The following is a 24,201-nucleotide window of genomic DNA, read 5'->3' on the forward strand; positions in this document are numbered from 1 at the left end:
GGGGAGGCAGTGGCATGCACTGTAGGAGCAAAGCTTGCTCGCGATGGCGGTGTGCCAGGCTGGAAATTCATCGGCTGGGCGGATGTCATCGCGAGCAAGCTTTGCTCCTACAGATGATCGGGGCTGTCAGCCTTTCGATTCCTTGGTCCCCAACACATCACGAATGCTGTCCACCACGTTGCTGTCCTTGATCACATCGTTCAGCCAGCCCTCAAGCGGCATGTTGCCCCACTTGATGGCGCGTTCGATCAGGTACGGCACCGGGCTTTGCGGTTCGGTCTGCTTGAAGAACTGGGCGATGCCGGCCAGCTGGGTGAAGGCTTCGTCGCGGGTCAGGGGCGTGGTGCGCAGCGGGGTGGTCGACGGGTCTGGCTGGATCTGGGTCATGGCGGCACCTGCGGGTTGGTCGACAACACTTGGCGGGACGGGCGCAACGGGGGCGGGGTGCAGCTCGATGCCGCGGTCCTTGAGGAGTTTTTCCGCCAGTTGCCCGGCACGGGAGAGCACGTCCGTGAGCGCGGCGAAACTCGGCGCATCGGCGCCAAACAAGCGGTCGGCGGTGTTCTGCAGCCGCTGGCAGGCGACCAGGCTGGCGGCGATTTCGCCGGCCTTGAGGCGCAGGTGCTCGGAGTCGGTCAGCACCACCGAACGCTGGAATACCTCGGCGTTGATCTTGCCTTCATCGATGGCGGCACGCATCGCCTGGGGATTTTGCAGCGCGAGGTTTTCGATGTGTCGCGATTCGTCATAACGCAGCAGGCCGAACTGCTGGCCCTGGGTAATCGGCAATCCGCCAACCACGTCTGCCAGGGAGGCTTTCATCCAGGCCAGACGGGCGGCGCGTTCATCGAGACCGTCTTCGAGTGACGGAAACAGGCCAGCCCAGAACGTGTCGAGGATGCGCTCGGCCAGGGTCAGGCCAAAGGTGATGCCGACAAAATGGTGTTTGTGCGCCAGGCCTTCACTGAGCCAGGCGACGAGCATCAGGTCCTTGCTCTGGCGAGCCAGGCCCTGTGCGGCCAAAGCGATGGTCAGGTCCCAATCCGAAGATTTGAGGTCGGTCTGCCAATCACCCTGGGTGAGATAATCGGGGTCTGCTCGACGTGCTTCTTTCACCTGATCGAACAAGGTGGAAAAGCTCAGGTCTTCACCGCTGCCCTCATTGATGGGCGCTGTCAGTTCGGCCAGGGAAAGGTCGTTGAGAAATTCAGACATAGGCAACTCTGATCAGGATAAAAGAACACCGCGCCCGGACGACAGGCGCGGTGCTTAATGCGGGCCGCTCGCACGGCCCGCTAACACTTCAGACTTAAGCGAACACCTTGTTCGCCGTACGATCCCAACCGCCGGTGACGTTGCCGCCGCCCTGGCCATCGGCACGGCTCTGCTGGGTGTAGGTGGTCTTGATGCGCGCGAAGTTGAAGCTGATCTCCTCGATCGGCAGGTCGCTGACTGCCTTGTCTTCGCCGCCCTGGCTGCCGCCGGCGACTGCCTTGACGGACGACACCACGACCTCTTCCAGGTTGATGGTCAGGTAGGTGACCTTGTCACCACCCGCGCGGTTGACGTTCAGCTGGATCTTGGCAATGTGAGTACCCTTGCAGCAGGCTTCGAACAGCTTGGCAGAAGCCTTGTCCACGGCCTTGCGGATGCTGAAGTCGCTCAACGCCACACGCTCCGACGAAGCACCGCCCGAAGAGCTTGCAGTCGCGGAGGTGGCCTGGGTGGCGCCGTACTCGTAGCCCAGCACTTCGATCCAATCCTTGTGCTTGTCGTCCAGTACTTCGCCTGGAATGCCTTCGATCTGGATGTATGCGTCAAATGCCATTTCTAATTTCTCCTTACCTTCATTTAAAAGGTGCCGCTGCAAGCAGTCGACAGTCCTTCGTTTTAACCTCTTTGAAAACGTTCAAGAGAGGTGTCTTGGCGTTGCCCGGGTCTGCTATCGAAACGACCCGGGCAGCGATTTTCTTGCTCTGGCGGCGCGCGGTCAGTTGATCGCGCGCACTTCGATTTCCACCCGGCGATTGGGCTCCAGGCACTGAATCAACTGCGCCCTGGGTTGCGTCATGTCGCATTTGACCAGGGGCTTGGTGCTGCCTTCGCCGACGGCTTCGACCAGTTCACCGGGGACGCCTTTGCCCACCAGATAAGTCTTGATGGTCTGCGCGCGCTGTTTGGATACCTGCAAGTTGCCCTGCAGGTCGCCCAGTTGGTCGGCATGCCCGGCGATGATGATCTTGCCGATGTCCGGGGTGTTCAGCAGCTTGCCGGCGATCGCGCTGAGCTGGCTCTGGCCTGCGGTTTTCAGGCTCTGAAAGTCGGCACGGCCGAACGCGAACAGGGTGTCCGACTCCAGGGTGATGGTCTCGATCGAGCGCAGCGACTGGGTCAGCAGGCTGTTGATGTAGTTGCGCGAACTGGACGTGAGGAACGCGTTGTCGAGGATGCGTGGCACGTCTTCCTCGTGAATCTGGTCGCTGTAGAAATTGATCTGCCGGCTGGCGTATTCATAGTCCTGGTTAGTCTCGGCCTGACCACTGGCCGCGCCGATGGTCGTGCCGGTCTGGCGGGCAATTGCCGGGTACCAGTAGTCCGGGATTTTCGCCTTGAGGAATGCCGGGTCAGCTTTCTCGCGCTGGGCCCGGGAGAGCATCACGTAGGTGTCCAGGGTGGTCTTGCCGAAGGCGGCAATCGACTGCGCGCGGTTGTCGTTGGGCAGGGCCTTGGGCTCGACGCTGTCGATGCCGCTCACGGGCAACAGCTGGTTGGTGTTGCGCTGGTACACCTTGAGGGTGGTCAGCAGGTACAGCGAGCGGGTCAGGTTGTCTGCCGTGGGCTTGAGCATCACGCTTTCCAGGCGGCTGAAGTACTCGCTGCGCAGCAGGGGCTCGACTTTGTAGCCCTGGTACAGTCCCAGGCGCATGCGCAGCGGCACGCCGTCCTGGTGATGCCGGGCGTAGTAATGCGCAGTCCAGAAGCGCATACGGTCCAGGGTTTGCCACTCGGTGTATTGACCGGAAGCGCCAGCATCAGCGGCCGCGGCCTGGGCCAGTTCCGTGGAGATCGCCTGAACGGTGTCGCGGTTGTTCACATACGACCAACCCAGCAGGCCGCATACAAGTAACGCCAGTGCCCCGGCGCCGCCGATCCAGGCCGCCTTGCGCCGACGTTCGCGGTGGTTGGTGGTGTACAGCGCCACCAGATGCTGATCGGGAATGATCACTTTGCGGAACAGGCTGTTGATGAACAACGGGCGCGGGAGTGCGTCGCCGCCGCTGATCGCCTGATCGCTTTCCAGGGAGAAGCGCTCGCTGACCTGGCGAGCATGGCCCCCCAGCTCCGGCTGATCGGCGTCCAGGGCGCTGGTGAAATAGAAACCGCGCAGCAATTCGGCTTTCTGGTAGGGGTTGGCGCGCAACAGTGCGTCGACGAACAATTGCAGGCGCGGTTTGAGCGCCGCCAGTTCCAGCGGGAAGCGGTACACCGCCGAATCCTGGCGGGTGATCTGAATGTCCTGGGTCACCAGCTGCCGGCTCGCCACCTGCTGCCAGTAGGCAACCAACTCGTCCATCGCCACGCCAAATTGGCGGCCCCAATCAGCCTGCTCATATCCTTTGTGGGCAAACGTCTTGCCCATCACCTCGCCGCGGGCCAGTTCATCCAGCTGGCGATAGAACGGGGCAAAACCCGGCACCAGGTCGCACTTGGTGAACACCAGGTACACCGGCAGCCGCACTTCGAGCAGCGCGTGGGTTTCCTGGATGCGTTCGCGCAGGCGCTTGGCGATGCGCTCCTGGTCCTCCAGCGACGCCTGGAGGATGTCGTGAATGCTCACGGTGACGATCAAGCCATTGAGCGGCCGGCGCTGGCGATGCTGGCGCAGCAGCTGCAGGAACGCCCGCCACTTGCCGGCTTCTTCCTGGTTGTTCATGTAGCGCCCGGCGGTGTCCAGCAGGATCGCTTCGGAGCTGAAAAACCAGTCGCAATTGCGTGTGCCGCCCAACCCGGCGACCCGGGCGCCTTCGCGCTCGGCATACGGGAAGTTGAGGCCCGACTGATAGAGCATGGTGCTTTTGCCGGCCGCCGGCTGACCGATCACCAGGTACCAGGGCAGGGCGTACAGCGCGTCCTTGGGATTGCTGCCCCGAGGCTTGTTGTTGTGCAGGCGCTCGATGCTTTGCAGCAGGCGTTCACGCAGCAGGCTGACTTCCTCGCGATCCGCCGGGCTGGCGTTCAGCACGGCCTGGTCGGCGTCTTCACGCAGCAGGCCTTCAAGGTTGTGGTGCCGCGAGACTCCGCGATAGAGCAGCAGCACGTAGCCCGATGACAGCAGCAGGAACACGCCGATGCCAGTCAGCAAGCTGTTCAGCGAACTGAAGCCGAACGCCCGCCCGATGGCCCACACCGCGAAAATGCTGAGGAAGAAAACCACCCCCAGAATGTAGGGCTGATACCGCAGGAAGTAATACTTGATCTTGTTCATACAGACTTCGAATCCAGGGCATCGACAAAACGGTCGATGACGTCATCAAGGGGGCGATCGATTTCGGGAAAAGCGTGTGCAGCATGGTGCTCGTCAAAAGCCTCGAAGGACGCCAGCACGTCATAGCTCTGCGCGCGCTCGCCACTGCCGGTGAGCACGCGATAGGCATTGCTGGTGGTGCGTGAGGCAAAGCAGATCAGGCGCGGGCGCATGAAGTCGTCGGCCAGCAGGCTGACCTGCGGCACGGCATTGCCGGGCGTCATGCGCGTCAGCCAGGTGAGCCACAGATCGGCAGTCGGATTCTTCAGGCCACGTTCCGCCGGCAAGGGCAGGGTGATACCGATGGGCGTGCCGTGGCGCAGGGGGCTGTGCAAGGCTTGCAGGCGGGTCAGCATGGCGTTGGTGACGAACTCCGGGTACGAACTTTCCAGCGCAGTCGCGATGTCGCGCAGGTTGAAGTTCACCAGGAATTTGCCGTGCACCCGGCGGAACAGATCGAAGTCCTGCACCTGGAGCGGGCGCAGGGCCTTGATGCGTTCGAACAGCACCGAGGTGCTCTCGCCCTGGGCAGCCATGTGCAGCAACGGCTTGATCTGCGCGTTGAACAGTTCGCCCAGGGTGAACGGGTTGACGAAGGGCTCGGCGTCCGCAGCTTTCACCGTCTGGAAAATGAAGAACGGGTAGCGCCGTTGGCTGGCGTCCATCGAGCTGATCAGCCCGCCCAGCAGCCAGTTGCCACTGCGTGCGCGGTAGCTGAAAAAGCACAGCGGCAAGGCATCGAACAAGCCGCGCCAGTCCTCGCGATGCTGCAGGGTCGCGAGAGCACCTTGCAGCCAGCCATCGAACTCGCAGACGTCGTCCGCCGCTCCGTGCAGGCTGACGAAGTCCGGGCTCGCGGGCACCTTGCCGAAGCAGCCAATCATTGGCCGCATTCCTGATTCACCAGCAGCCTGCTCACTGGACTCGCCCGCCGGCCGAATTGAGCGAACTCAAGGCCTTGACGTTGGCCAGGTCAGTCAGCTTGACGCCGCCGTAGTTGCGCACGGCGAGGCTGACCTGACCGCTGGCGGTGTTCCAGCTGAAGCGTTGCTGGATGCCATCCAGGTCGCTGACCCGCGCACTGTCGTTCATGCGCAGCAGGCCCCAACGTCCCGGGTAGTCGAACACGGTGATGCGTTCGCCAGTCAGGGTCACCACGTCCATGCGCGCCCCCGGTGCGGTGGTGGTGCCGGGCCAGGAGAAGCGGCTCCAGCTGGTCTTGCCGTTGCGATAATGCTGCACCTGGCCATCGAGGGTGAAGATGATGTCGGTGAAGTACGCCGAAGGCTCGAGCATGATTTCAAAGCCGTTCTCGCGATCCGACAGGCTGGCGATCACCTGGCCCAGGGAGCTGGCCTTGTCGATGCTGTTGACCATGTTCGGGTTGACCAGCGGCGTCGATTTGCTCGCGCTGCTCATGCCCAGGCCTTCGCCGCCGGAGAGGTTGCCGATTTCGTTACGCTTGAAGTTCGGCAGCAGGCCCGACTCCGGGTCGACGAAACGCTGCAGGTCTTTCACCGACGCTTCGTTGCGACTGCCGGCGGCGATCGGGAAGCGGTGCGCCATCACCTGTTCCCAGGGCTTGGCGATCTGTTGCGCCCAGGCCTTGGCGATCTGCTCGCCGGCCGGATCGCGCAGGGTTTCCCAGGCGAACTGGATCGGCAAGCTGAACAGCCCTTGCAGCGAAGCGGACAGGCCGCCCTGGCTGGTATCAACCGTGGTCTCGACATAGTTGCGCACGCTGGTGACTTCGCTTGGCTGACCTTCAAGCGTCTCGCTGATCAGCTGCTTGCTGCTTTTCCCCACGTCCTGGGAGCGCTGGATATTGTTCATACGCACCTTGAGCTTGCGCAGCGCCGCCAGGTAGCGATCCATGATGGTGCTGTCGGCGCCTTCGGCGTTCTGCACCGCAAACACTCGCGAGATCGGCTCGAAACGCTTGGCCAGGCTGCCGTCATCCACCGCTGGCAACGGCGAAATCAGCGCGTTCGGCGAGGTGTCCTGGCCATCGAAAATCCCGCTGACCTTGCCCCAGAAACCATCATCACGCTTGATCCCCGGCTGCTGGGTGGCCCGTGGTGCCGGCACATCCCATTGAGTGTTGTCGTTGACCGCTGCCAGCAGGTTCTTCACTGGCGAATTCTGCACGTCGCTGAGCAGCGACAGTTGTTGGGTCGCGTTGGCCATGTCGGTGAAGTGGCGCACGCCGACGCTGTCGATCAGCGTGTACCAGGCCTGGGCGTAGTCGCGCTTGTAGCGCGTCATGAACTCACGGATGAAGTTGGCTTTCTGCACCAGGCTGTCGCCGCCTTCGCCGTCGAGCACCCAGTCCGATTCGTTGCGCAGGTTGCCCGACACCAGCTTGATCAGCTCCGGCTTGACGAACTGCTCCCAGCCCTGGCGAGTGAAAATCGCCGGCACCGCTTCGCTGCCGTACAGCAGCTGACGACCTGGCAATGGCACCAGGTCGCTCAGGCCAACGGCCGGGAACTGACGGCTGGATTCCAGTTGCAGGCGCAGGTATTCGCGATCGACCAGGGAGCTGGAAATCATGAACGACTTCAGGCTGTTGCGGGTTTCGCTGATCAGTTGTTCGTTGCGCGACAGGGCAGGCGCCTGACCGTTCTTCAGCAGTTGCACATAGACCGGTGCGTTGTCCTCGATGACTTTGGCGCTGACTGGATTGTCGGCCGAGGCGGTATTGGCCCAGGCCACCGGCAACGCCGCGCCGACGAACTCCGGCTCGGGATGCGAGTCCGGTTGGGTCAGCATCAGGTACAGCTTCAGTGCGTTATACGACTCGATGATCGACGCGACCTGGCGCTCGTCGAGGCGGCCGAGCATTTCCTCGGACAACGACAGCCCGCCGGTGGTCGCCGACAGATCGGCGGCATCGCTGGCGGTGGCCGGGTTGCGCAGACTGTTGATCGCATCGCCACGGGCCTTGTTCGCCGCACCCTTGGCGGCGCCGCTCAACCGATTGCCGACTTCGCCGGCGCTGCGTGGCACGCCGTTCAGGCGCGAGGGCAGTTTCAAGCCCAGGGTTTTGGCCTTGGTGCTGCCGGCTTTGGCAGGTGCTGCCGCGAAGCTGTTCTGCGGGTCCATGGTCTTGGCGAATTCATTGAACTCGCGCATCTGCAATTGCAGCTTCAGGGTCACCGGCTCCAGCGCCTGGGTGCGCAGTTGCTGCAGGTAGGCGTTCTGCGCCACCCGGTAGATGTCATCACCACGATAGAGGCCCGCACTCAGTTGCAGCGGCACGCCTTGGGCGCGGTGCTTCTCGATGGCGCTCAGTTGATTGCGCAGCAGCTCCAGGCCCTGGCCGGAGGCGAGCAGCTGCGCACGGTCTGGCGACTGCTGCAGTTGATTCAACTGATCGCGCAGTGCCGCCAGCCACTGGCGGTTGTTCTGGTACGACAGCGCCTGCCAGCCGATAAAACCCAGCCCGGCCAGCAGTGCGACGCCGAGCAGCACAGGGCTCAGGGATTTCTGGTTGCCCAGGCGCGACTGGTACAGCGTCAGGTCGCGGTCGGGGAAAATCACCCGGCGGAACGTGTCGGTGATGAAGTAGCTGCGGTCGCTGATTTTCCTGCCGCTGCTATCCGCGACATGCCCGGCTTCCGGTTGCAGGGCGAACGACTCGGCGAGGTCGTCTTCATACACCTGGCTCAGTTGCTGATCGGTTTGCAGCGCGCTGGTGAAGTACAGCCCGCGCAGCAGCAGAGGCGCGCCGGTGTGGCGGTTGTCGGCGAAGTGCTGGAGGAATTGCTCCAGCACCACCGACAGCTCGGAGAAATAGTTCGGGAAGTTCAGCAGTGCGCTGTTGGCATCGGCGCCCAGGGCAATCATCTGCGCGTCGACGTGGCGGCGGATGTGGCTGTGCAGGTTGGCCAGCTTGGCATCCAGCACCGGGCGCAGGCCCTGGTTGCGGATCTCCGAGAGGCCGAAGGTCATGCCCAGGGGTTGCTGGCGCTCGTTCAGGTCCAGCCCTTCGAAGGCCTGGCTGAAGCCTGGCAGCTGATCGGTCTTGCTCAACATCAGGTAGATCGGCGGGTTGGCATCCAGGCAGTCGGTGTATTCCTCGATGCGCGACACCAGCTGCGCCGCCAGCGCGTTGCGCTCCTCGGCACTGGCCGCCAGCAACTCGGGCAGGCTCACCACCAGCACCAGACCGTTGACCGGGGCTTTTTTGCGCTGTTTTTTCAGCATGCGCAGGAAGCCGGCGAATTCGCTGGCGGACTGGTCGTCGCGCAGGTAGCGCCCGGCGGTATCGATCATCACGGCTTCGGGGCTGAAGTACCAGTCGCAATGCTGCGTGCCGCTCTGGGTGTCATTGGCGTTGCTGGCAATGCTCGCGGACAGGCCGGAGCGGGTCAGCAACGAAGTCTTGCCGGCGCCGGACATGCCGATGACCAGGTACCACGGCAAATCGGACAGCGCCGACGCGCCGCCACCACCGGCCGAGCGGTCGGTGCGCAGCATGGCGATCGCGTGCTTGAGGCGCTCGCGCAGCACTTGCTGGTCGCGGAACTCGCCGGTGGATTTGGCCGAGCGATCGACTTCCAGCTGCACCAGGTTCTCAAGGTTGTGCTCGGCGCGGATGCGCTTGTACTGGCGCAGCACGATGAGCAGCAGGTAGCAGGCGCTGATGATCGCCAGCGCTTCCAGCGCATAACCGCGCAGCCAGCTCACATGCGGCGCCGCAAACCAGCAGACCGCCAGGCTCGCCAGCCACAGGACCGGGACGACAAACCAAAAACTTTTCAACAAACGCAATAATGTCTTCATGTCTTCCTGACTCGATTACCTGACCTGGATTCAGGCACTGAACAGCTGGCTGATTTGTTCGGACAATGCGGCGACGTCCTTGGCCAACAGCCAGTCCAGCGTCAGGTAAACCCCGACGCAGACCAGCGCGATCAGCGCCAGGTAGAGCCAGACCGGCACTTCATGCCGCAGCATCTGCGACACCTGGTCGGGCAGGGCCCAATCCGGTGACAGCGCCTTGGGCGACTTGCGATAACGCGCAATGTCCTGGCCCAGGGTGTTGGCCAGGTAGCGCAGCTGGTCCTTCTGGCCGAGGCTGAATTTGCCCTCGAAACCCAGGGCCAGGCACAGGTGATACACCTCGAGCACGTCAATGTTCTGCTTGACGTCACTGCGCAGCGCATCGATCTTCTCGAAGAAGCCTTCACCGGCCAGGTGCACGCCGAAGTAGCGGAACTGCAACGGCTGCAATTCGAAGTGCCGGCGCAGTGGGTTGTCTTTGTCTTCGCCGCGCAGCACGCTCTCGTCGAGGAACGCGCACAGTGCGTACTGGGTGTCCTTGACCTGCTCAACGCTGTAGTTGGCGCTGCGTGCTTCGCGCTCCAGGGTCGCGAAGAAACTGTCGACACTGGCCTCGAAGGCGGTGACCGAGGTCACCTGACGGCCCTTGCGCACGATCAGCGCCATGCTGATGAAGTCTTGCACCAGGTCTTTGAGCACCGGTTTGTCAGTGGCGGTCGCCACGGTGCCTTGCATTACGGCTTCAGTCATTTGAGTACCGCCATCAGTTCAAGCTTGAGATTGGTAAAGGCGCTGGGTGCGTAGAAGGAGATGGCCTGGGCGCTCATCATCCGTTCGTACACGCGGCCATGGGGCTCGATGGAGAAATAGTGGTTGTCCAGGCGCACCGGAATGGCATTCGGCAGGCGCGTCGAGTGATTGAGCGTGACCCCGGGCATGGCGCTGTTGACCACCACTTCGATGTCTTCCGGCGAGCCCACCTTGAATGCCCGTGGCACCAGTTCCAGCAGGCTGGAACCAGGCATGTCGGCGTGCACCGAGATATAGAAATCGGCTTCGGCCAGACGCGGGTCGAGCAACTGCCCTTGCCAGTACGACGGCTTGGTCTGGGTCAGGTTGATCACCACGCACTGGTTCGGCACGACGTTGTCGAGCAGCACCCGGATCATTTCGTCGAGCTTGACCAGGGACGCCGCAGGGTCGTGGTGGTCGTACTCGGGGATGTCATTGAGTTGGGTGTCGAGGGAGAACGTCAGCAAACCACCGGCGAGTTCGGCGAGGAACAGGTACAGGCGCTCGGGGTGCAGGCGCGGGTGGGCCAGCAGATGGGCGAGGCTCGGGTGCGCGCGGTTCACCGTGTTCAACAGCCAGAACAGGGTGACGTCGCTGGAGCCGAACTCGGCGATCTGGTCCGCACGCTCGCGCCGCCGACCGGACAGCGCTTTGCTCTTGGACTGCAAGGCACCGAGCAAACGTTTGCCCAGGCCGATCAAGGTTTCGTGAGTGCCCACATGCAACGTCGGGTGCACGAAATGCGGGTCGAGGTTGAAGCCACCGATGTTGTTGCGCGACAGCCGGGCAATCGGGCAATAGCTGTAGCCATCCAGGTTGTCGCCATCGATCAGCATCACCACGTTCAGGCGCAGGCTGGTGATTTCGTTTTCCAGGTCGCCTTCGTTGAGGTCGGGCAGGGTGTCGAACTGCTTGCGAAAGCGTCGCGCGCTTTTCTGTTCCTGGCCGTCCTCGACGTAATTCATGCCGAACGGCTCGGGCAGTTTCAGCGCGGCGTAGACCTTGAGGTCGTTGCTCTTGAGCAGGTCCTTGAGGTCGCGGGCGGCCGGCAGCGGGTCATGCTGCGGCGCATCGAACAGGCTGCCGTCGGGGAACACCAGCTTCAGCCGCTTGAGCTGCAACGAGCCGGTCGCCAGGGCTTCTTCGTCGACCTGGAGCATCTGCACGCCCCAATGGAACGGCGTGCTGCGCAGCGTCGACTCGGCCAGCTGGTGCTGGTGGAACTCGTCCTGGTATTGGAAATGCTGCGGCAAAAGGAACATGCCCTCCGACCACATCACCCGGCTTTGCTTACTCATGAACGCCTTCCAATAGAGAGTTTAATTTTGATTCGGTGGCTTTTTTCGCCGAGCTGGTGGCGGTGTCTTCTGCCTGCTGCAGGGCTGCGTCCTGCAGGCGCTGAGTCAGGCTGTTCTCGGCCGGTTGCGCGGCGGCTTGTGCCAGCTGTTCTGCGCTCTTGGGTTTGTTCAGCACATCCGCGCCACCGACGGCGGTGACGGTGTTGTTGTCCACCAGCACCCGCAGGCCATCGGAGGAGAACCAGATACCGTCCTTGCGCAGGGAGTTGGCGTCGAACGCGACCTTCCAGCGGCTGGCTTCGTCGGAGCGAAAAAACGCCGCGACCCCGACATAGCTCGCGGCCTTGTTCAACGGCCAGCGATCAACCTGACCCATGCCCGGCAGCAGGGTGATCTCGCGGTTCTCGATCAGGGTATTGCCGAGGGCTTTCTGCGGGTCGTCCCACAGCGAGTCGGCGTCGATCGAGGCAAAGCGCTCCAGCGAACTGAGCTGGTACACCCGCAGCACCACCGACAGCGGTTTGCCGGACTCGTCGGGGTTGAGCTGATTGCCGCCGTCGGAGGTCAGGATCACCTTTTCGTTATCGTCGAACAGCATGTCGCCGGCCCAGGTGTCATCCACGCGCTTGCCCACGCGGTCGGTGACGCCGCAGGCGGTCAGCACCATGATCATTGCCGCGGCCGTCAGGCATTTGGCCAATGCCGGCTGCGCACGTCGCTTCCCTGAATGTGTGTGTTCCATGATGCTCACCTTCAAATACTCGTTCAGCACAGGCTGTAGGCGAAGTCGCCGTCGCTGCCCAATTCGAGCTTCAAGCTCTGGATCGGCTTGTCCTGCGCCATGCGCTCCAGAACGCGCTGGGCCAGTTCCGGCATCAGCGTGCGAGAGAGGATGTTGTCGATGTTGCGTGCGCCGCTGTCGACTTCGGTGCAGCGCGCGGCAATTGCCTTGATCAGCGCCGCGTCGTAGCTCAGCTGTGCTTGATGGTTGCGCTCGAAGCGCTGGCGGATGCGTTCCAGTTTCAGGCCGACGATGCGTTCCAGGATCGCGTCCTGCACCGGGTAATACGGCACGATGCTCAGGCGGCCGAGGAACGCCGGCTTGAACACCTGGTTGAGCTCGTCGCGCAGGCCCTCGACGATGTCTTGCGGGGTCGGTTGCTGCTCGGCGTTCAGGCACCACTGCATGATGCGGTCGGTGCCGGTGTTGGAGGTGAGGATGATCACGGTGTTGCGGAAGTTGATCTCGCGACCTTCGCCGTCATCCAGCACGCCCTTGTCGAACACCTGGAAGAACAGTTCGAGCACGTCCGGGTGGGCTTTTTCCACTTCGTCCAGCAGCACCACACTGTAAGGCTTGCGCCGTACCGCTTCGGTGAGCACGCCGCCTTCGCCATAACCGACATAACCCGGCGGCGAACCCTTGAGGCTCGAGACCGTATGGGCTTCCTGGTACTCGGACATGTTGATGGTGATCAGGTTGCGCTCGCCGCCGTATAGAGTGTCGGCCAGGGCCAGGGCGGTTTCGGTCTTGCCGACGCCGCTCGGGCCCAGCAGCAGGAAGACCCCGATCGGCTTGTTCGGGTCTTCCATGCGGGCCCGGGAAACCTTGATGCGCTTGCCGATTTCATGCAGCGCGTGGTCCTGGCCGAGCACGCGTTCGCCCAAGAGTTCAGGCAGGCGCTGCACGGTGTCGATTTCGTCGCGCAGCATCTTGCCCAGGGGAATACCGGTCCAGCCGGAAATCACTTCGCCAATGGTCCCGCCGTCCACCAGGGCATGCACCAGCGGCTGTTCGCCCTGGACGCTGCTCAGTTCAGCGCGCACAGCGGCGATCTCGCGGGCATCCGGTGCCTGGTTGTCCGGGTGGCTGAGGGCGCCCAGTTTTTCCACCAGGGCCAGTTCGCGCTGCCACTGTTGTTCCAGGGCGTCACGAGTGAGTTGTTCGGCGGCCAGTTCGCTGTGCAGGGTGGCCAGGCGGCGCGAGTGATCGCTGCCTTTGCCGGCTTCCTGCTCCAGCACCTGGATTTCGGCCTGCAAGTTGTCGATCTGGCGCTTGCAGTCTTCCAGCGGCCCCGGTTGCGCGGATTGCCCCAGGGCCACCCGGGCGCAAGCGGTGTCGAGCACGCTGACGGCTTTGTCCGGCAACTGGCGGCCGGTGATGTAGCGGCTGGACAGGCGCACGGCTTGCACCAGCGCTTCGTCCATCACCGTGACTTTGTGGTGATCCTGCATCTTGGCCAGCAGGCCGCGCAGCATGTGGATCGCCTTGTCTTCGTCCGGCTCCTCGACCTTGACCACCTGGAAGCGGCGGGCGAGGGCGGCGTCTTTCTCGAAATACTTTTTGTATTCAGCCCAGGTGGTCGCGGCGATAGTGCGCAGTTCGCCGCGGGCCAATGCCGGTTTCAGCAGGTTGGCGGCATCGTTCTGCCCGGCCTGGCCACCGGAACCGATCAGGGTGTGGGCTTCGTCGATGAACAGGATGATCGGGTGCAGGCTGCGCTTGGTTTCTTCGATGACCGACTTCAGGCGGTTTTCGAACTCGCCCTTGACCCCGGCGCCGGCTTGCAGCAAGCCCAGGTCGAGGGTGTGGATGGCCACGTCCTTGAGCACCGACGGCACATCACCGTGGACTATGCGCAGCGCCAGGCCTTCGACCACTGCAGTTTTGCCGACGCCAGCTTCACCGGTCAGGATCGGGTTGTTCTGGCGGCGGCGGGTGAGGATGTCGACCATCTGCCGCACTTCGAACTCGCGGCCCAGCACCGGGTCAATCCGCCCTTCGCGAGCGCTTTGGGTCAGGTTGATGGTGTACTGATCGAGGGCCGGGGTCTTGCCGTTGCCTTTGACGGAGCTGCGCGGAGTCACGTCCGCGCCGGCCAGGGGTTTGGCCTGCTGCGATTCGGCGCTGCCTTCCACCAGGGCGCCGAGGTTGACCCGCAAGTCGTCGGCGTTGATTTTTTCCAGCTCCGGCGCGGAGGCGATCACCACCCGGCGCAGCTCGTTGTCATCCAGCAGCGCCTGCAGCAGGTAACCAGTGCGGATCTGCCCCTGGCCGAACTCGATGGACGCCAGCACCCAGGCCTGCTCGATCATGCGCGTGATGTGCGGCGACAGGGCCGGAGTGCGGGTATTGCCCTTCTTGAACGTCCCCAGCGCCGTCATCAACTGCGCCTGCAGGCGATCGGGCACTACGTCGTAATGCCGCAGGATGGCCGGCAGGTCGTTGTCGTTGCTGTCGAGCAATTGCAGCAACAGATGCTCGATCTCGACGTCGTAGTGCTGTTCCGACAGGCACAACGCAGCAGCGCTTTCAGTGGCGGTGCGGCTGGTGTCATTGAGTTTGGCAAACAGGGACTTCAGGTTCACAGGGAGACCCCATCAAAAGGAATGTGAAAGAGGGCACAACGGGACGGCGTCACATCGACGCCAGGGCGTTTTAGCCAGCCGAGCCAGCCCAGGGACACGTTGCCCTGGCGACCGAGGCGGGCCGCAGGTACGGCTTCGGGTTTGAGCTTGGGCGCGAGCTGGAAGTCCAGTTCGGCGCCGACGTAGAACCGCACCAGCTCCACCAGTTTCTGGTAGTCGGCGGTGCCGGGCTGGAAGCGTTGATAGTCGACCAGCTCCAGCGGGCCCAGCTCGATGCGTACGCACGACTGGTAGTCCCAGACCCGATTGCCAGCCACTGCGCTTTGCCCGAGTACGGCGTTCTTGCGCCCCAGCTGCGTGCACTGGCTGGGGTCGAGGTGCAGCCAGCGCCCGGCAAACGGCTTGACCTTGAACGGGAGGGAAAAATAGAAGCTGAGCATCGCTTCGAGGTTCATCGCGTTGCGCGGTTTCTGCGCGAACAACCCGGAGAAATAGCTGAACAGTTCGCGACGCAGCGGTGAGCCCTGTTTGTCGAATTTCTGCTTCTGCGCCTCGGGACCAAAGCCCACCAGGTTGAGCAGGTAGCGGTCAAAGTCCGAGGTGCCGTTGCGCTCGTACTCGATGTAGAACTTGTATTTCTGCCAGGCCTCGTAGAACAGCGTGGTCATGCGGTGCGAGAAAATATCGAGGAACGCGTGGGCGGCGTCGTCGCGGTACTGGACGTGCCGCTCGATCAGCAACTCGGTGTACGGCCGTGGCAGCACACCCGATGGCCCGACCAGGCCCATGAACGTCACCTGCACTTCCGACAGCGGCAGACCGGCCGCCGACACCTTGCCTTCGCGCTCGAACTGCAGGTCGCTGACTTCACTGGCAGGGAAATTCAGCGACAGCTGCGAGCGAAAACGCAAAGGGTCTTCGTGCGGCCGAGTGTCCAGGTCCATGCGCCCGGTTCTGCTGTAATGCAGGCGGAGCAAACGCACCAATTGGAAAAACTCGAATCGGTGCGGCTCAGCCCGTGCCTGGTCGATCAGACCAGGGGTTGATCGCCGGTTCGCGGTGGCCATTGGACGACTCTCTTCTCGCGCTGCAAAGTGCGAAGGGTTAATTGGGTAAAGCTGTTCATGCTGCAGTACTGGCCGAAGAAGTGGTCCAGCACCATGCCGAACAAAAACACGCCGCTGCCGGTGTACTGGCTTTCATCGAAATTGAGGGTGATACCCACGCCACGGACGAAGTTCGGCCGCGGATGACCGATGCGCGCCACCACCGGTTCGCTGCTGACCGAGACGATTCCGTTGATCTGTTTGCGAATCGCCGAGACGTTGCGGTAGTTGTAGAGCGACAGCAGTTCCAGCAGCACTTCGCGGCCCCGGGACACCAGGGACATATGGTTGAGCGACAGGTGCGAAATCAACCGCCAGATCACCCCGTTGCCCAAGGGCACGCGCGCGGTGGCGGTGGGCTTGCGCAGGCAGCGGATGTCGCTGATCACCGAGTTGCCGGGAATGTTGAAATCGCCGCGTTCGCCACCGAACGGCAGCATCAGTGGCAGGTCGCGGTTGCTGCAGGTCAGGCGGATGCTCAACGTGTCGTTGCTGGAATTGAGCAGTTCGAGCTCGCGATCCACCACCCGGATGACCATGTTCGAGCCATCCTGCTGGCGGTTCTGCACCGGGCGGCGGCGGGCTATCCAGAAGCTCTGGCCCGGGCCCTGGTCGCCACGGGGTTCGAAGAACGGATGGCAGGTGCCGACCTGGTCGACACCGCCGACCTTGCGCACGCGCTGCACCCGATCGATCGACACCACTTCGGCCGAACTCTGCAGGCGCACATCCGGCGTCACGGCGTACTCGTGCTGGGCGTGGGTCAGCTGGATCGGCTCGGCCTGCTGACGGAACAGGTTGATGATCGGCGTGCAGTTGAGCTTGAAATTATTGCGCCCGATATTCTGGGTCAGGCGCGTCAGGCGATCACTGAGGTCGTAGTCGGAGAAGTAGAAGTTGATCTCGATCTTCTCGAGATTCTTGCCGGCCAGCAGCCGCGCGAAACCCGACAGGTCGAAGAACATGAACTTGTCCGGGAAGGTGAAGTACTCGTGCAGCAGGCGGTAACCGAGGAACGAGCGCTCGGAGTAATCCACCAGACCTTCGTCCAGGCTGTAGCCGACGGCTTGCAGCGCGTCTGCGGGCAAGGCGATTTCGCGGCTGCGGCCCTGGTCTTCAAAGCTCAAGGTGGCCTTGGCCAGGTTGTTGAATAGCAACTCGTAGAGCTGCAGCATCAGGGTGCTTTCGCCGTCGAGGAAAAACCGCAGGCGTTCCAGCTCCATCTTGCCGAACAGCACATCCGAGGTGGCCGTCAGGCCGATGCGCAGGCGCGCCACCAGGTCTGCGCTGTGACCATTGAACGCCGAGCGTTCCATCTCGACGAACGAGGCCTGATGCACGGTCACCGGCCACAGTTCGACCGGGTAGCAGGTGCGGAATTTGCACACCACGCCGTCGATCGGGTTGGCGCTGAGCTCGGTGTGCCGGGGCACGCGGAAGGCTTCGGTGACTTTCTCCTGCTGGCCCAGGTTGAACTCCACGATCGACATCGACGGGGTAGGGCGCAGGTAGTGCGGGTACAGCACTTCCAGGAACGACTCGACGATTTCCGGCAGCTCGTCATCGAGTTTTTTATGCACGCGGGCCGACAGAAACGAGAACGCTTCGATCAGGCGCTCGGTATGCGGGTCTTCGCAGTTATCGCCCTCGATGAGCAACCGCGAAGCAATCTTCGGGTACTGGCTCGCAAACTCCTGGCCGAGAAAGCGCAGGTGCGACAGTTCCTTTTCGTAATAGGGCAGCAGATCGTCGAGCATCAGTTGAGGTTCTGCACTTTGTATTCCTGGGTATTGACCTGCAGCACCGCGTCGAAGGAAACCTGGCGGGTGATGTCCTGCAGGCGCAGTACTGCGTCCACGCGGAAGGTCAGCATGCGTTGGCCGGTCTGTTGGGCGAGCAGTTGCACCTTGACGCTGCGAAACCGTCGATCGCCGACGGTGATCGCCTTCTCCAGCTGGCGTTGAATCAGCAGGCGATCCTGCGGATCGAGCACACTGCGGCTGGTGAAGTCGGGCATGCCGTAGTCGAGGATGGTCCCGCCCAGATTGACGAAACCTTCCAGCTCGTTGGCGACCAGCGACTGGCGCGTGTTCACCAGTACTTCCAGGTCGCGAACGATGCTGGCCTTGTAATCGGCCAGCGAACACAAGCGTTGCGACGAAGCTTCCATGGACTGGTGCGGATGATCGTCGAGCAATCGATCCAGCAGCGATGGCAACAGCCTGTGTTGACTACTCATTGTGCCTCCCTGGCAATGCTGTCGATCAGCCGCGAGTCGATTGCGGCAATTCGGCAACCAGACGCAACGACGCGGTCAGCTCATCCAGTTGGTAGTGCGGACGCAGGTAGGTCACGGCCTTGTACACGCCTGGCTTGCCGGGCACCTCGAACACTTCGGCACGGGCTTCACGCAGCGGGAACTTGGCCTTGGCTTCCTGGCTTGCGGTGTCGTCGAGCAACACGTAGCTCGACAGCCACTTGTTGAGGAACATCTCGACGTCCTTGCGCGAAGCAAAGCTGCCGATCTTGTCGCGCATGATCGCCTTCATGTAGTGAGCGATGCGCGAAGTGGCGAAGATGTACTGCAACTGCGCCGAGAGGCGGGCGTTGGCGTTGGCGATATCGGTGTTGTACTGCTTCTGCTTCTGCGCCGACTGGGTGCCGAAGAACGCGGCGTAGTCGGTGCCCTTGCAGTGCACCAGCGGAATGAAGCCAAGGTCCGACAGCTCTTTTTCACGGCGGTCGGTGATGGCGATTTCGGTTGGGCACTTGAGGGCGATCTCGCCGTCGTCGGTCTTGAACGTGTGAGTCGGCAGGCCTTCGACCAGGCCACCGCCTTCCACTCCACGGATCGCCACGCACCAGCCGTAACGCGAGAACGCGTCGGTGACGCGGGTGCCCAGGGCGTAGGCGGCGTTCATCCACAGGTACTTGTTGTGGTCACGGCCATCGACGCTTTCAACGAAGTTGAATTCTTCCACCGGCGTGGTATCCGGGCCATACGGCAGGCGACCGAGCACGTGGGGCAGGGTCAGGCCGACGTAGCGTGAATCTTCCGAGGCGCGGAACGACTTCCACTTGGCGTATTCGACGGTGTCGAAAATCTTCGCCAGGTCCCGCGGGCCGGACATGTCGGTGAACGAGTCCCAGCCGAACAGCTCAGGCGAGGCCGCCGAGATGAAGGGGGCGTGGGCTGCTGCGGCGACGTGGGAAATTTCTTCGAGCAGGTACATGTCTTCGGGGCTGCGATTGAACTCGTAGTCACCCAGCAGCATGCCAAACGGTGCACCACCGAAGGTGCCGTACTCTTCTTCGTAGATCTTCTTGAACAGCGCGCTCTGGTCAAATTCCGAGGCGGCCTTGAGGTCGCGCACCAGGTCTTTTTTCGAGGCGTTGAGCAGGTGGATCTTCAGCGTGGTGCTGGTTTCGGTCTGGTCAACCTGATACTTCAGGCCGCGCCACGACGCTTCCAGCTGCTGGAATTCGCGCGCATGCATGATCTCGTTCATCTGCTCGGAGAGCATCGCATCGATTTCGGCAATGCGCGCATCGAGCACGGCGATCAGGTCCTTGCTCGGCGTCATTTCGCCTTCCAGCACCTGGCCGACCAGTTCACCGATCAGGTCACGGGTACGGGTGCGCTCGGTCTCGGAGCGGGCCACGCGGCTTTCCGAAATGATGCTGTCGAGCAGGGAGGATTGCGGGGCGAAGTTTTCCACTTCGACCAGTTCGCTGTCCTGTTGAGTCACGGTTTGCTTGTCGTTCATCTTCAGGCTCCTACTCTTTGCCATCGGTGGCAGGGACGGCAGCTTCACGGCCGAATTCCTTGCCCAGCGTTTTCAACTTTTCGGTGTTCTGCAGCACGTCCATCAGCAGCTCTTCGAGCTTGTCGTTGCCGCCCATCTTGTTGCGCAGGTCTGCCAGCTTGTTGCGTACTTCCAGGAGCTTGCGCAGCGGTTCGACCTGCTTCACCACGTTCTGTGGCTCGAAGTCTTCGAGGGCATTGAAGTTGAGCTCGACGCCCAGCTGCGTGCCGTTCTTGGCCAGGGTGTTGTCGACGCGATAGGTCAGGCGCGGCTTGATGCCCTTGAGCACGCCGTTGAAGTTGTCGCGGTCGATGAAGATGAACTTGCGGTCCTTGAGCTTCGGCAGCGGCTCCAGCGGGTTGCCGGAGAAATCGCCCAGCACACCGACGACAAAGGGCAGCTCTTTCTTTTCCTGAGCGTCACCGATATCCACGTCGTAGGTGATATGGACTCGAGGCGCGCGAACGCGGTCGAGTTTGTGCTGGGTACTTTCCTTCTTCGCCATCGTCATCTCCTGGTGCGAACCAATTCGCTGCAAGTCATTTGCGTTCGGCTGAACAGTCGGCCGGACGCGTTACATTCCTTCGATCGTCAGCAGCAGGCGCTGACGGATTTCATCGTTCATCTGCAAAATATTGTCGTGGCCCACCAGCTCTTCGAAGCTGCTGTTGCCGGCAATCTGGGTGCTGCTGCGGATCACTGCCTCATCGGGCAACTGCGCGCGCACCGGTGAGCTGATGACGCAAAACGGCAGGTCACCAAAGTCTTTCAGGCGTTCGAAACTCACGGGAAAACGCAGCCCGTCCAGCAGTCGGCTCAGGCCCGGGGATTTGCTCAGGCAGTAGAACAGCACCAGGTAGTGCACGACGAAGCGATACAACTCGGCGCTGCTGCGATTGGGGTCTTTGATCACGGTGCGAAAGCGCGCCAGGTCGAACGAACTGAAGCCGATCACCCAGCGCACCGGGCTGGTAATGCGAATGACCTGACCGCTCTGGGACAGCACCTTGTCGTATTCCAGCGGGAACAGTTCCGGCGTGGTGCTGATCAGGTTCAGGGGCACTTCGAGTTCGTTGACCAGCTGGAACGGCGCCGCCGAACCGATGCGGTCGTACAGTTCCTTGAGCTCTTTGAAATGGTGCTGGGTCTCACGCCCGCTGCTGCGCTGCGCGCCTTGCAGGTACTCACCAAAAAACGCCTGCGGACGGATCAGCAAGGCCAGGGTGGACAGGTAATCCGCAGCCTGGACCTTGAGCTCATCGGAAATGGCCCGGGTCTGGCTGCGCAATTTGATCAGTGCTTCAACGTCAAACGTCTGAGTCATCAGTACATCATCCCTGAACCCTTCGCGGCGACTTTCCGTACTTTGACGGCAAGGCGCGAAGCGCTACTAATTTCTCGAATTAACACCTGTCTGCAATGCGCTATCGTTGATGTCGTCCATCAAAAACCGCTTCGCCAGGAATATTGGGGCTATGAATACTGGCCTTTCAATGTCGAGTGGCCAGTAACGTGGTGTATGGCAACATTTCGCATACAAAAGTTCACGAGGGAGCGGATTTTTTCTCGTTTTTGATACATGCCGCAATGATGTCTGCTGGCCATTAGTCGTGGGTTATGTCTTACAGATCGGTCTGAAACCTAGCAGGCTCAATGGTTTGCGGGGTGGGATGGATCCAATTTTTAATTTAAATTAATTTTAAAAAGGGTGAACCGGTTCACCAAATTTTCTGGAAATGGGGCATTTGGGTTGGAGGGTGGTGGGTTTGGTGTTGGGGAAGTGATGGCAATGCAGAGTAATTGCACTAAAAGGATGTTGTTTTTTAGGTGTGTTGAAGGGCTTTTAGTGTCTGCCCACGCAAAGGTCGTATAGCTCGCTCAGCAGCGCGTGCAACTGGTTATTTTCGACCAGCAAGGGTGTTTCTTGTTTATAGAGCACAATGTCATTGATCGAGCCGCTGCCGCCGTAGAGCGAGACGATTGTAGACAGGGCGTATGTCGGGTCGTGGGGCAGTGCGGTTGTGCATTGTTCCAGCTGGCTTGCCCAATCAGGAAGGCCGTGATTTTTCAGTAGGTTGGCCATTTGGACGATGATGCAGAGAATTCTGTCTGTGTCTTTCATTACGATGGTCCTGCGTCGTCGCGGATAGTGTTAGCCATCTATTCCTGAATGAACTTATCCGCTTCCCACTCCCGCGCACCTATTAACTCAAAATAGAAGTTTGTGTAGACGCTTTAAGTTCGGTGTAATCGCCCCTATTTTTCAAAAGCATCAACGCTGACGGCGCCATTGTGCAAATCGACCGAGTAGCTGAGGCCATTCCAGTTACCGGCAATTACCAACCCATTTTTGTCGCAATGGAGATTAATGTAGGGCTTGTCGACTTCCGCGCCATACGGGCTTTCTTCGATTTGCCAGAGTCGTTCGCCGTGCATCGAGAGTGCAAAGACGTTTCTATTGAAAATCACGTCGGGCGGGGGCTCGACCAGAATCAAGAGCCTGTCGTTGTTGTGAAGGACCTCTTTGACGGGGTGTGGCAGGGAAATCGGTTGACCTGCTATCAACAGGGTTCCGGCGTCAATACGGTCCCACGGTTGGGTCATCGTTTTCACCTGCGTTGTCAGTGAAGTCGCAGCAATGTTATGTGCGAGGGAGACTGTTTATGAATTGCAGTTGGATCAATGAGCTTGAATACATCTGAAATTCAGGTTCAATCCGGCTTCAAACTGCTGTTCTTCTCTCCCATTTGCTCCTTGAGTCGCCGCAGTGTCGGCGATTCGCCGCCGGTCAATTCGATTTTGAACTCGGCAAAGGCGTGCTCCAGTGCGGCGTACTGCTGCAAACCTTCTTCGGTGAACAGGTAGCGTCCGGGAATGTCCCGCCATTCCATCGGTGTGCGGATCTGGCCGGTTTCCGCCAGAATCAGCAACGGCTCCAGCTCCACGGCCAGTTTTGCCGCGGCTGGGTCTTGTGCTTTCAGCGCGTCGATGGCTGCGCGGAGCTTCAGTGCTTTTTCTTTCAGTTTTTCAATATTCATACGCAGCTCTAGTTGGAGGTAATGCCAATGAGTTTCGGCACTCCCCACTCGGCACGGTTAGGGGTCAGGTACTGGAATGCTTCGCCGGTGCGCTGGATCGCGCCGCTCAATTCTGTCGTAGGGGCGACTTTACTGACAAATACCTCGGTTGGCTTCAACGGCGCCATCTCGAAGATGGAATAGCGCGGGGCCTCGCTGCCCAGTGGCAGGCCGAATGAGTCGGCCAAGGTTCGTCCGGAGCTGGCCGCAGCCTGCAATTCCTCGTGGGTAGTGAAGAATGGCGAGTACGGCGACACGCCCTGGCCTTCGGGCACAATCTTGATCAGGGGTGAGTTGATCATCCTGACCTCGGGAATCGTCGAGCCCGAAGCCACCTGGTCAAACGCCCTGGAGTAAATGGTGGTGGCGTCCGCATCCGGCGCGGCGGCTTGCAGCTTGCCCAGCAGTTTCTCGCCGTCGGTCGTGTTTAGGAAGCCTTCGATCTGCTCGTTCGACAAGCCCTTGGTCTTGAAGGTCTGGACCTTCTTGATCTGGTCCTCCACCGACACGAACTCGGGATCCTGCTTGGCGTAATACTCACGCATCGTCTCCGGCTCAGCCTTCGTCAGCGGCGTAGGCTCCTTCACCTGCAACTCAGCCTGAGCCAATAACTTCTGCTCATTACGCGCTAACCAACCCGCCAACTGCTTGTTGGATATCTCGGCCTGCAACCGCGCGCTGCGTGTTGCGATGCTTTCCATGCTGCCCACTACACCCGCTTTCATCTGGCCCCGGGTCAGGTAGGTGACGATGGCAGTGAGCAGCAGCAACACCAGCTGCTCCTGGCCGCGTGCGAGTTGTCGCGCTGCACGTTCGGTGCGTTCCTGAACGATCGAAGCTGAGCCGCCGCTGGGGTCCAGGCCTGCAGGCTTGACGCCATCATCGGCGTGCCACGCGGTGGTGATGCCTTCCTGCAAAATGGAGAGGCAGGCCGGCAAGCCCTGGTAGAAATATTCGGCAATCGCCGACAAACCCAGCCCCATCAGGATCAGGTTGCCGACTTGCAGACCGATGCCCGCACCGGCTGCGGCCCCTGGCGCGGCGCCGATCCCAAAGGCAAAGGCTCCCGCCGCGCCGCCGGCAATGGTGCCAATCGCCACACTGCCGCCGAGGATCATCGAGACTTCCTTGACCAGTTGCAGCAGCACCGGAAGGATCTGCTCGATCTCGATCGAGGCCCACTTGCGCTTGAGGTCCATCTGGATGATCGGGTAGGAGAGCGCGAATGCGCGGTTCACCGAGTCGATGCGTTGACCGCCCATATAGCCATAGGCCTGGCTCGCGCCGTTGCCGACGCGCCGGGTGAAACCGTTCCAATTGTCGTGAGCGCTCTGCAAGCCCTCGTTGACGCCCTGGTTCAGCTCGCTGAATTTCTGCTCGAGGTTGCGTTCGACGTCGGCCCAGCTGGGCACATTCGCTAAAAGATCCATTTACACATCA

The 24,201-nt window shown here is 61.3% G+C and carries 19 protein-coding genes; all 19 read right to left on the minus strand.

Features of this window, described 5'->3' with window-relative positions:
- Positions 1 to 126: 126 nt before the first annotated feature.
- Positions 127 to 1,215 (minus strand): type VI secretion system protein TssA, encoded by a 1,089-nt coding sequence (gene tssA, locus ORL50_RS16480; RefSeq protein ID WP_266016481.1) that lies wholly within the window; start codon positions 1,213 to 1,215, stop codon positions 127 to 129.
- A gap of 94 nt (positions 1,216 to 1,309) precedes the next feature.
- Positions 1,310 to 1,828, minus strand: coding sequence for an Hcp family type VI secretion system effector (locus ORL50_RS16485; RefSeq protein WP_247292961.1), 519 nt, complete (start codon positions 1,826 to 1,828; stop codon positions 1,310 to 1,312).
- Positions 1,829 to 1,990: 162 nt separating this feature from the next.
- Complete coding sequence (gene tssM, locus ORL50_RS16490) at positions 1,991 to 4,486, minus strand: type VI secretion system membrane subunit TssM (protein WP_266016482.1); 2,496 nt, start codon at positions 4,484 to 4,486, stop codon at positions 1,991 to 1,993.
- Entirely contained in the window at positions 4,483 to 5,409 is a 927-nt protein-coding gene (gene tagF, locus ORL50_RS16495) for a type VI secretion system-associated protein TagF (protein ID WP_266016484.1), read from the minus strand. Before tagF ends, tssM begins: the two co-directional genes overlap by 4 nt.
- A gap of 31 nt (positions 5,410 to 5,440) precedes the next feature.
- On the minus strand, positions 5,441 to 9,313 hold the full coding sequence (locus ORL50_RS16500; protein WP_266016486.1) for a type VI secretion protein IcmF/TssM N-terminal domain-containing protein: 3,873 nt from the start codon (positions 9,311 to 9,313) through the stop codon (positions 5,441 to 5,443).
- A gap of 30 nt (positions 9,314 to 9,343) precedes the next feature.
- The gene (gene icmH / locus ORL50_RS16505; protein WP_266016487.1) at positions 9,344 to 10,063 is read right to left on the minus strand and encodes a type IVB secretion system protein IcmH/DotU; all 720 of its coding nucleotides are present in this window, start codon (positions 10,061 to 10,063) and stop codon (positions 9,344 to 9,346) included.
- The gene (tssK, locus tag ORL50_RS16510; RefSeq protein WP_266016488.1) at positions 10,060 to 11,403 is read right to left on the minus strand and encodes a type VI secretion system baseplate subunit TssK; all 1,344 of its coding nucleotides are present in this window, start codon (positions 11,401 to 11,403) and stop codon (positions 10,060 to 10,062) included. The genes icmH and tssK overlap by 4 nt, the downstream gene beginning before the upstream one ends.
- The gene (gene tssJ, locus ORL50_RS16515; protein WP_266016489.1) at positions 11,396 to 12,145 is read right to left on the minus strand and encodes a type VI secretion system lipoprotein TssJ; all 750 of its coding nucleotides are present in this window, start codon (positions 12,143 to 12,145) and stop codon (positions 11,396 to 11,398) included. The genes tssK and tssJ overlap by 8 nt, the downstream gene beginning before the upstream one ends.
- Positions 12,146 to 12,168: 23 nt before the next feature.
- Entirely contained in the window at positions 12,169 to 14,772 is a 2,604-nt protein-coding gene (tssH, locus tag ORL50_RS16520) for a type VI secretion system ATPase TssH (protein ID WP_266016490.1), read from the minus strand.
- A complete protein-coding gene (tssG, locus tag ORL50_RS16525; RefSeq protein WP_266016491.1) occupies positions 14,769 to 15,839 on the minus strand; it encodes a type VI secretion system baseplate subunit TssG in 1,071 nt (356 codons plus the stop codon). Before tssG ends, tssH begins: the two co-directional genes overlap by 4 nt.
- Positions 15,803 to 17,635 carry a type VI secretion system baseplate subunit TssF gene (tssF, locus tag ORL50_RS16530; protein ID WP_266016492.1) on the minus strand — a complete coding sequence of 611 codons (1,833 nt, stop codon included), beginning with the start codon at positions 17,633 to 17,635 and terminating at the stop codon, positions 15,803 to 15,805. The genes tssG and tssF overlap by 37 nt, the downstream gene beginning before the upstream one ends.
- Positions 17,635 to 18,117 (minus strand): type VI secretion system baseplate subunit TssE, encoded by a 483-nt coding sequence (tssE, locus tag ORL50_RS16535; RefSeq protein ID WP_205893318.1) that lies wholly within the window; start codon positions 18,115 to 18,117, stop codon positions 17,635 to 17,637. Before tssE ends, tssF begins: the two co-directional genes overlap by 1 nt.
- A gap of 25 nt (positions 18,118 to 18,142) precedes the next feature.
- The gene (gene tssC, locus ORL50_RS16540; protein WP_266016494.1) at positions 18,143 to 19,645 is read right to left on the minus strand and encodes a type VI secretion system contractile sheath large subunit; all 1,503 of its coding nucleotides are present in this window, start codon (positions 19,643 to 19,645) and stop codon (positions 18,143 to 18,145) included.
- Between the two features lie 10 nt (positions 19,646 to 19,655).
- Complete coding sequence (gene tssB, locus ORL50_RS16545; protein ID WP_122839497.1) at positions 19,656 to 20,189, minus strand: type VI secretion system contractile sheath small subunit; 534 nt, start codon at positions 20,187 to 20,189, stop codon at positions 19,656 to 19,658.
- Between the two features lie 69 nt (positions 20,190 to 20,258).
- Complete coding sequence (locus ORL50_RS16550) at positions 20,259 to 21,008, minus strand: hypothetical protein (protein WP_266016495.1); 750 nt, start codon at positions 21,006 to 21,008, stop codon at positions 20,259 to 20,261.
- A gap of 519 nt (positions 21,009 to 21,527) precedes the next feature.
- The gene (locus ORL50_RS16555) at positions 21,528 to 21,806 is read right to left on the minus strand and encodes a DUF6966 domain-containing protein (protein ID WP_266016496.1); all 279 of its coding nucleotides are present in this window, start codon (positions 21,804 to 21,806) and stop codon (positions 21,528 to 21,530) included.
- A gap of 134 nt (positions 21,807 to 21,940) precedes the next feature.
- Complete coding sequence (locus tag ORL50_RS16560) at positions 21,941 to 22,288, minus strand: DUF7957 family protein (protein WP_266016497.1); 348 nt, start codon at positions 22,286 to 22,288, stop codon at positions 21,941 to 21,943.
- Between the two features lie 107 nt (positions 22,289 to 22,395).
- Positions 22,396 to 22,722 carry a hypothetical protein gene (locus ORL50_RS16565; RefSeq protein WP_266016498.1) on the minus strand — a complete coding sequence of 109 codons (327 nt, stop codon included), beginning with the start codon at positions 22,720 to 22,722 and terminating at the stop codon, positions 22,396 to 22,398.
- 8 nt (positions 22,723 to 22,730) lie between these two features.
- Positions 22,731 to 24,191 carry a DUF6861 domain-containing protein gene (locus ORL50_RS16570; protein ID WP_266016499.1) on the minus strand — a complete coding sequence of 487 codons (1,461 nt, stop codon included), beginning with the start codon at positions 24,189 to 24,191 and terminating at the stop codon, positions 22,731 to 22,733.
- Positions 24,192 to 24,201: the final 10 nt, after the last annotated feature.

Source organism: Pseudomonas sp. RIT-562 (assembly GCF_026241895.1).
In the GTDB taxonomy this organism is placed as follows: Bacteria; Pseudomonadota; Gammaproteobacteria; order Pseudomonadales; family Pseudomonadaceae; genus Aquipseudomonas; species Aquipseudomonas mandelii_F.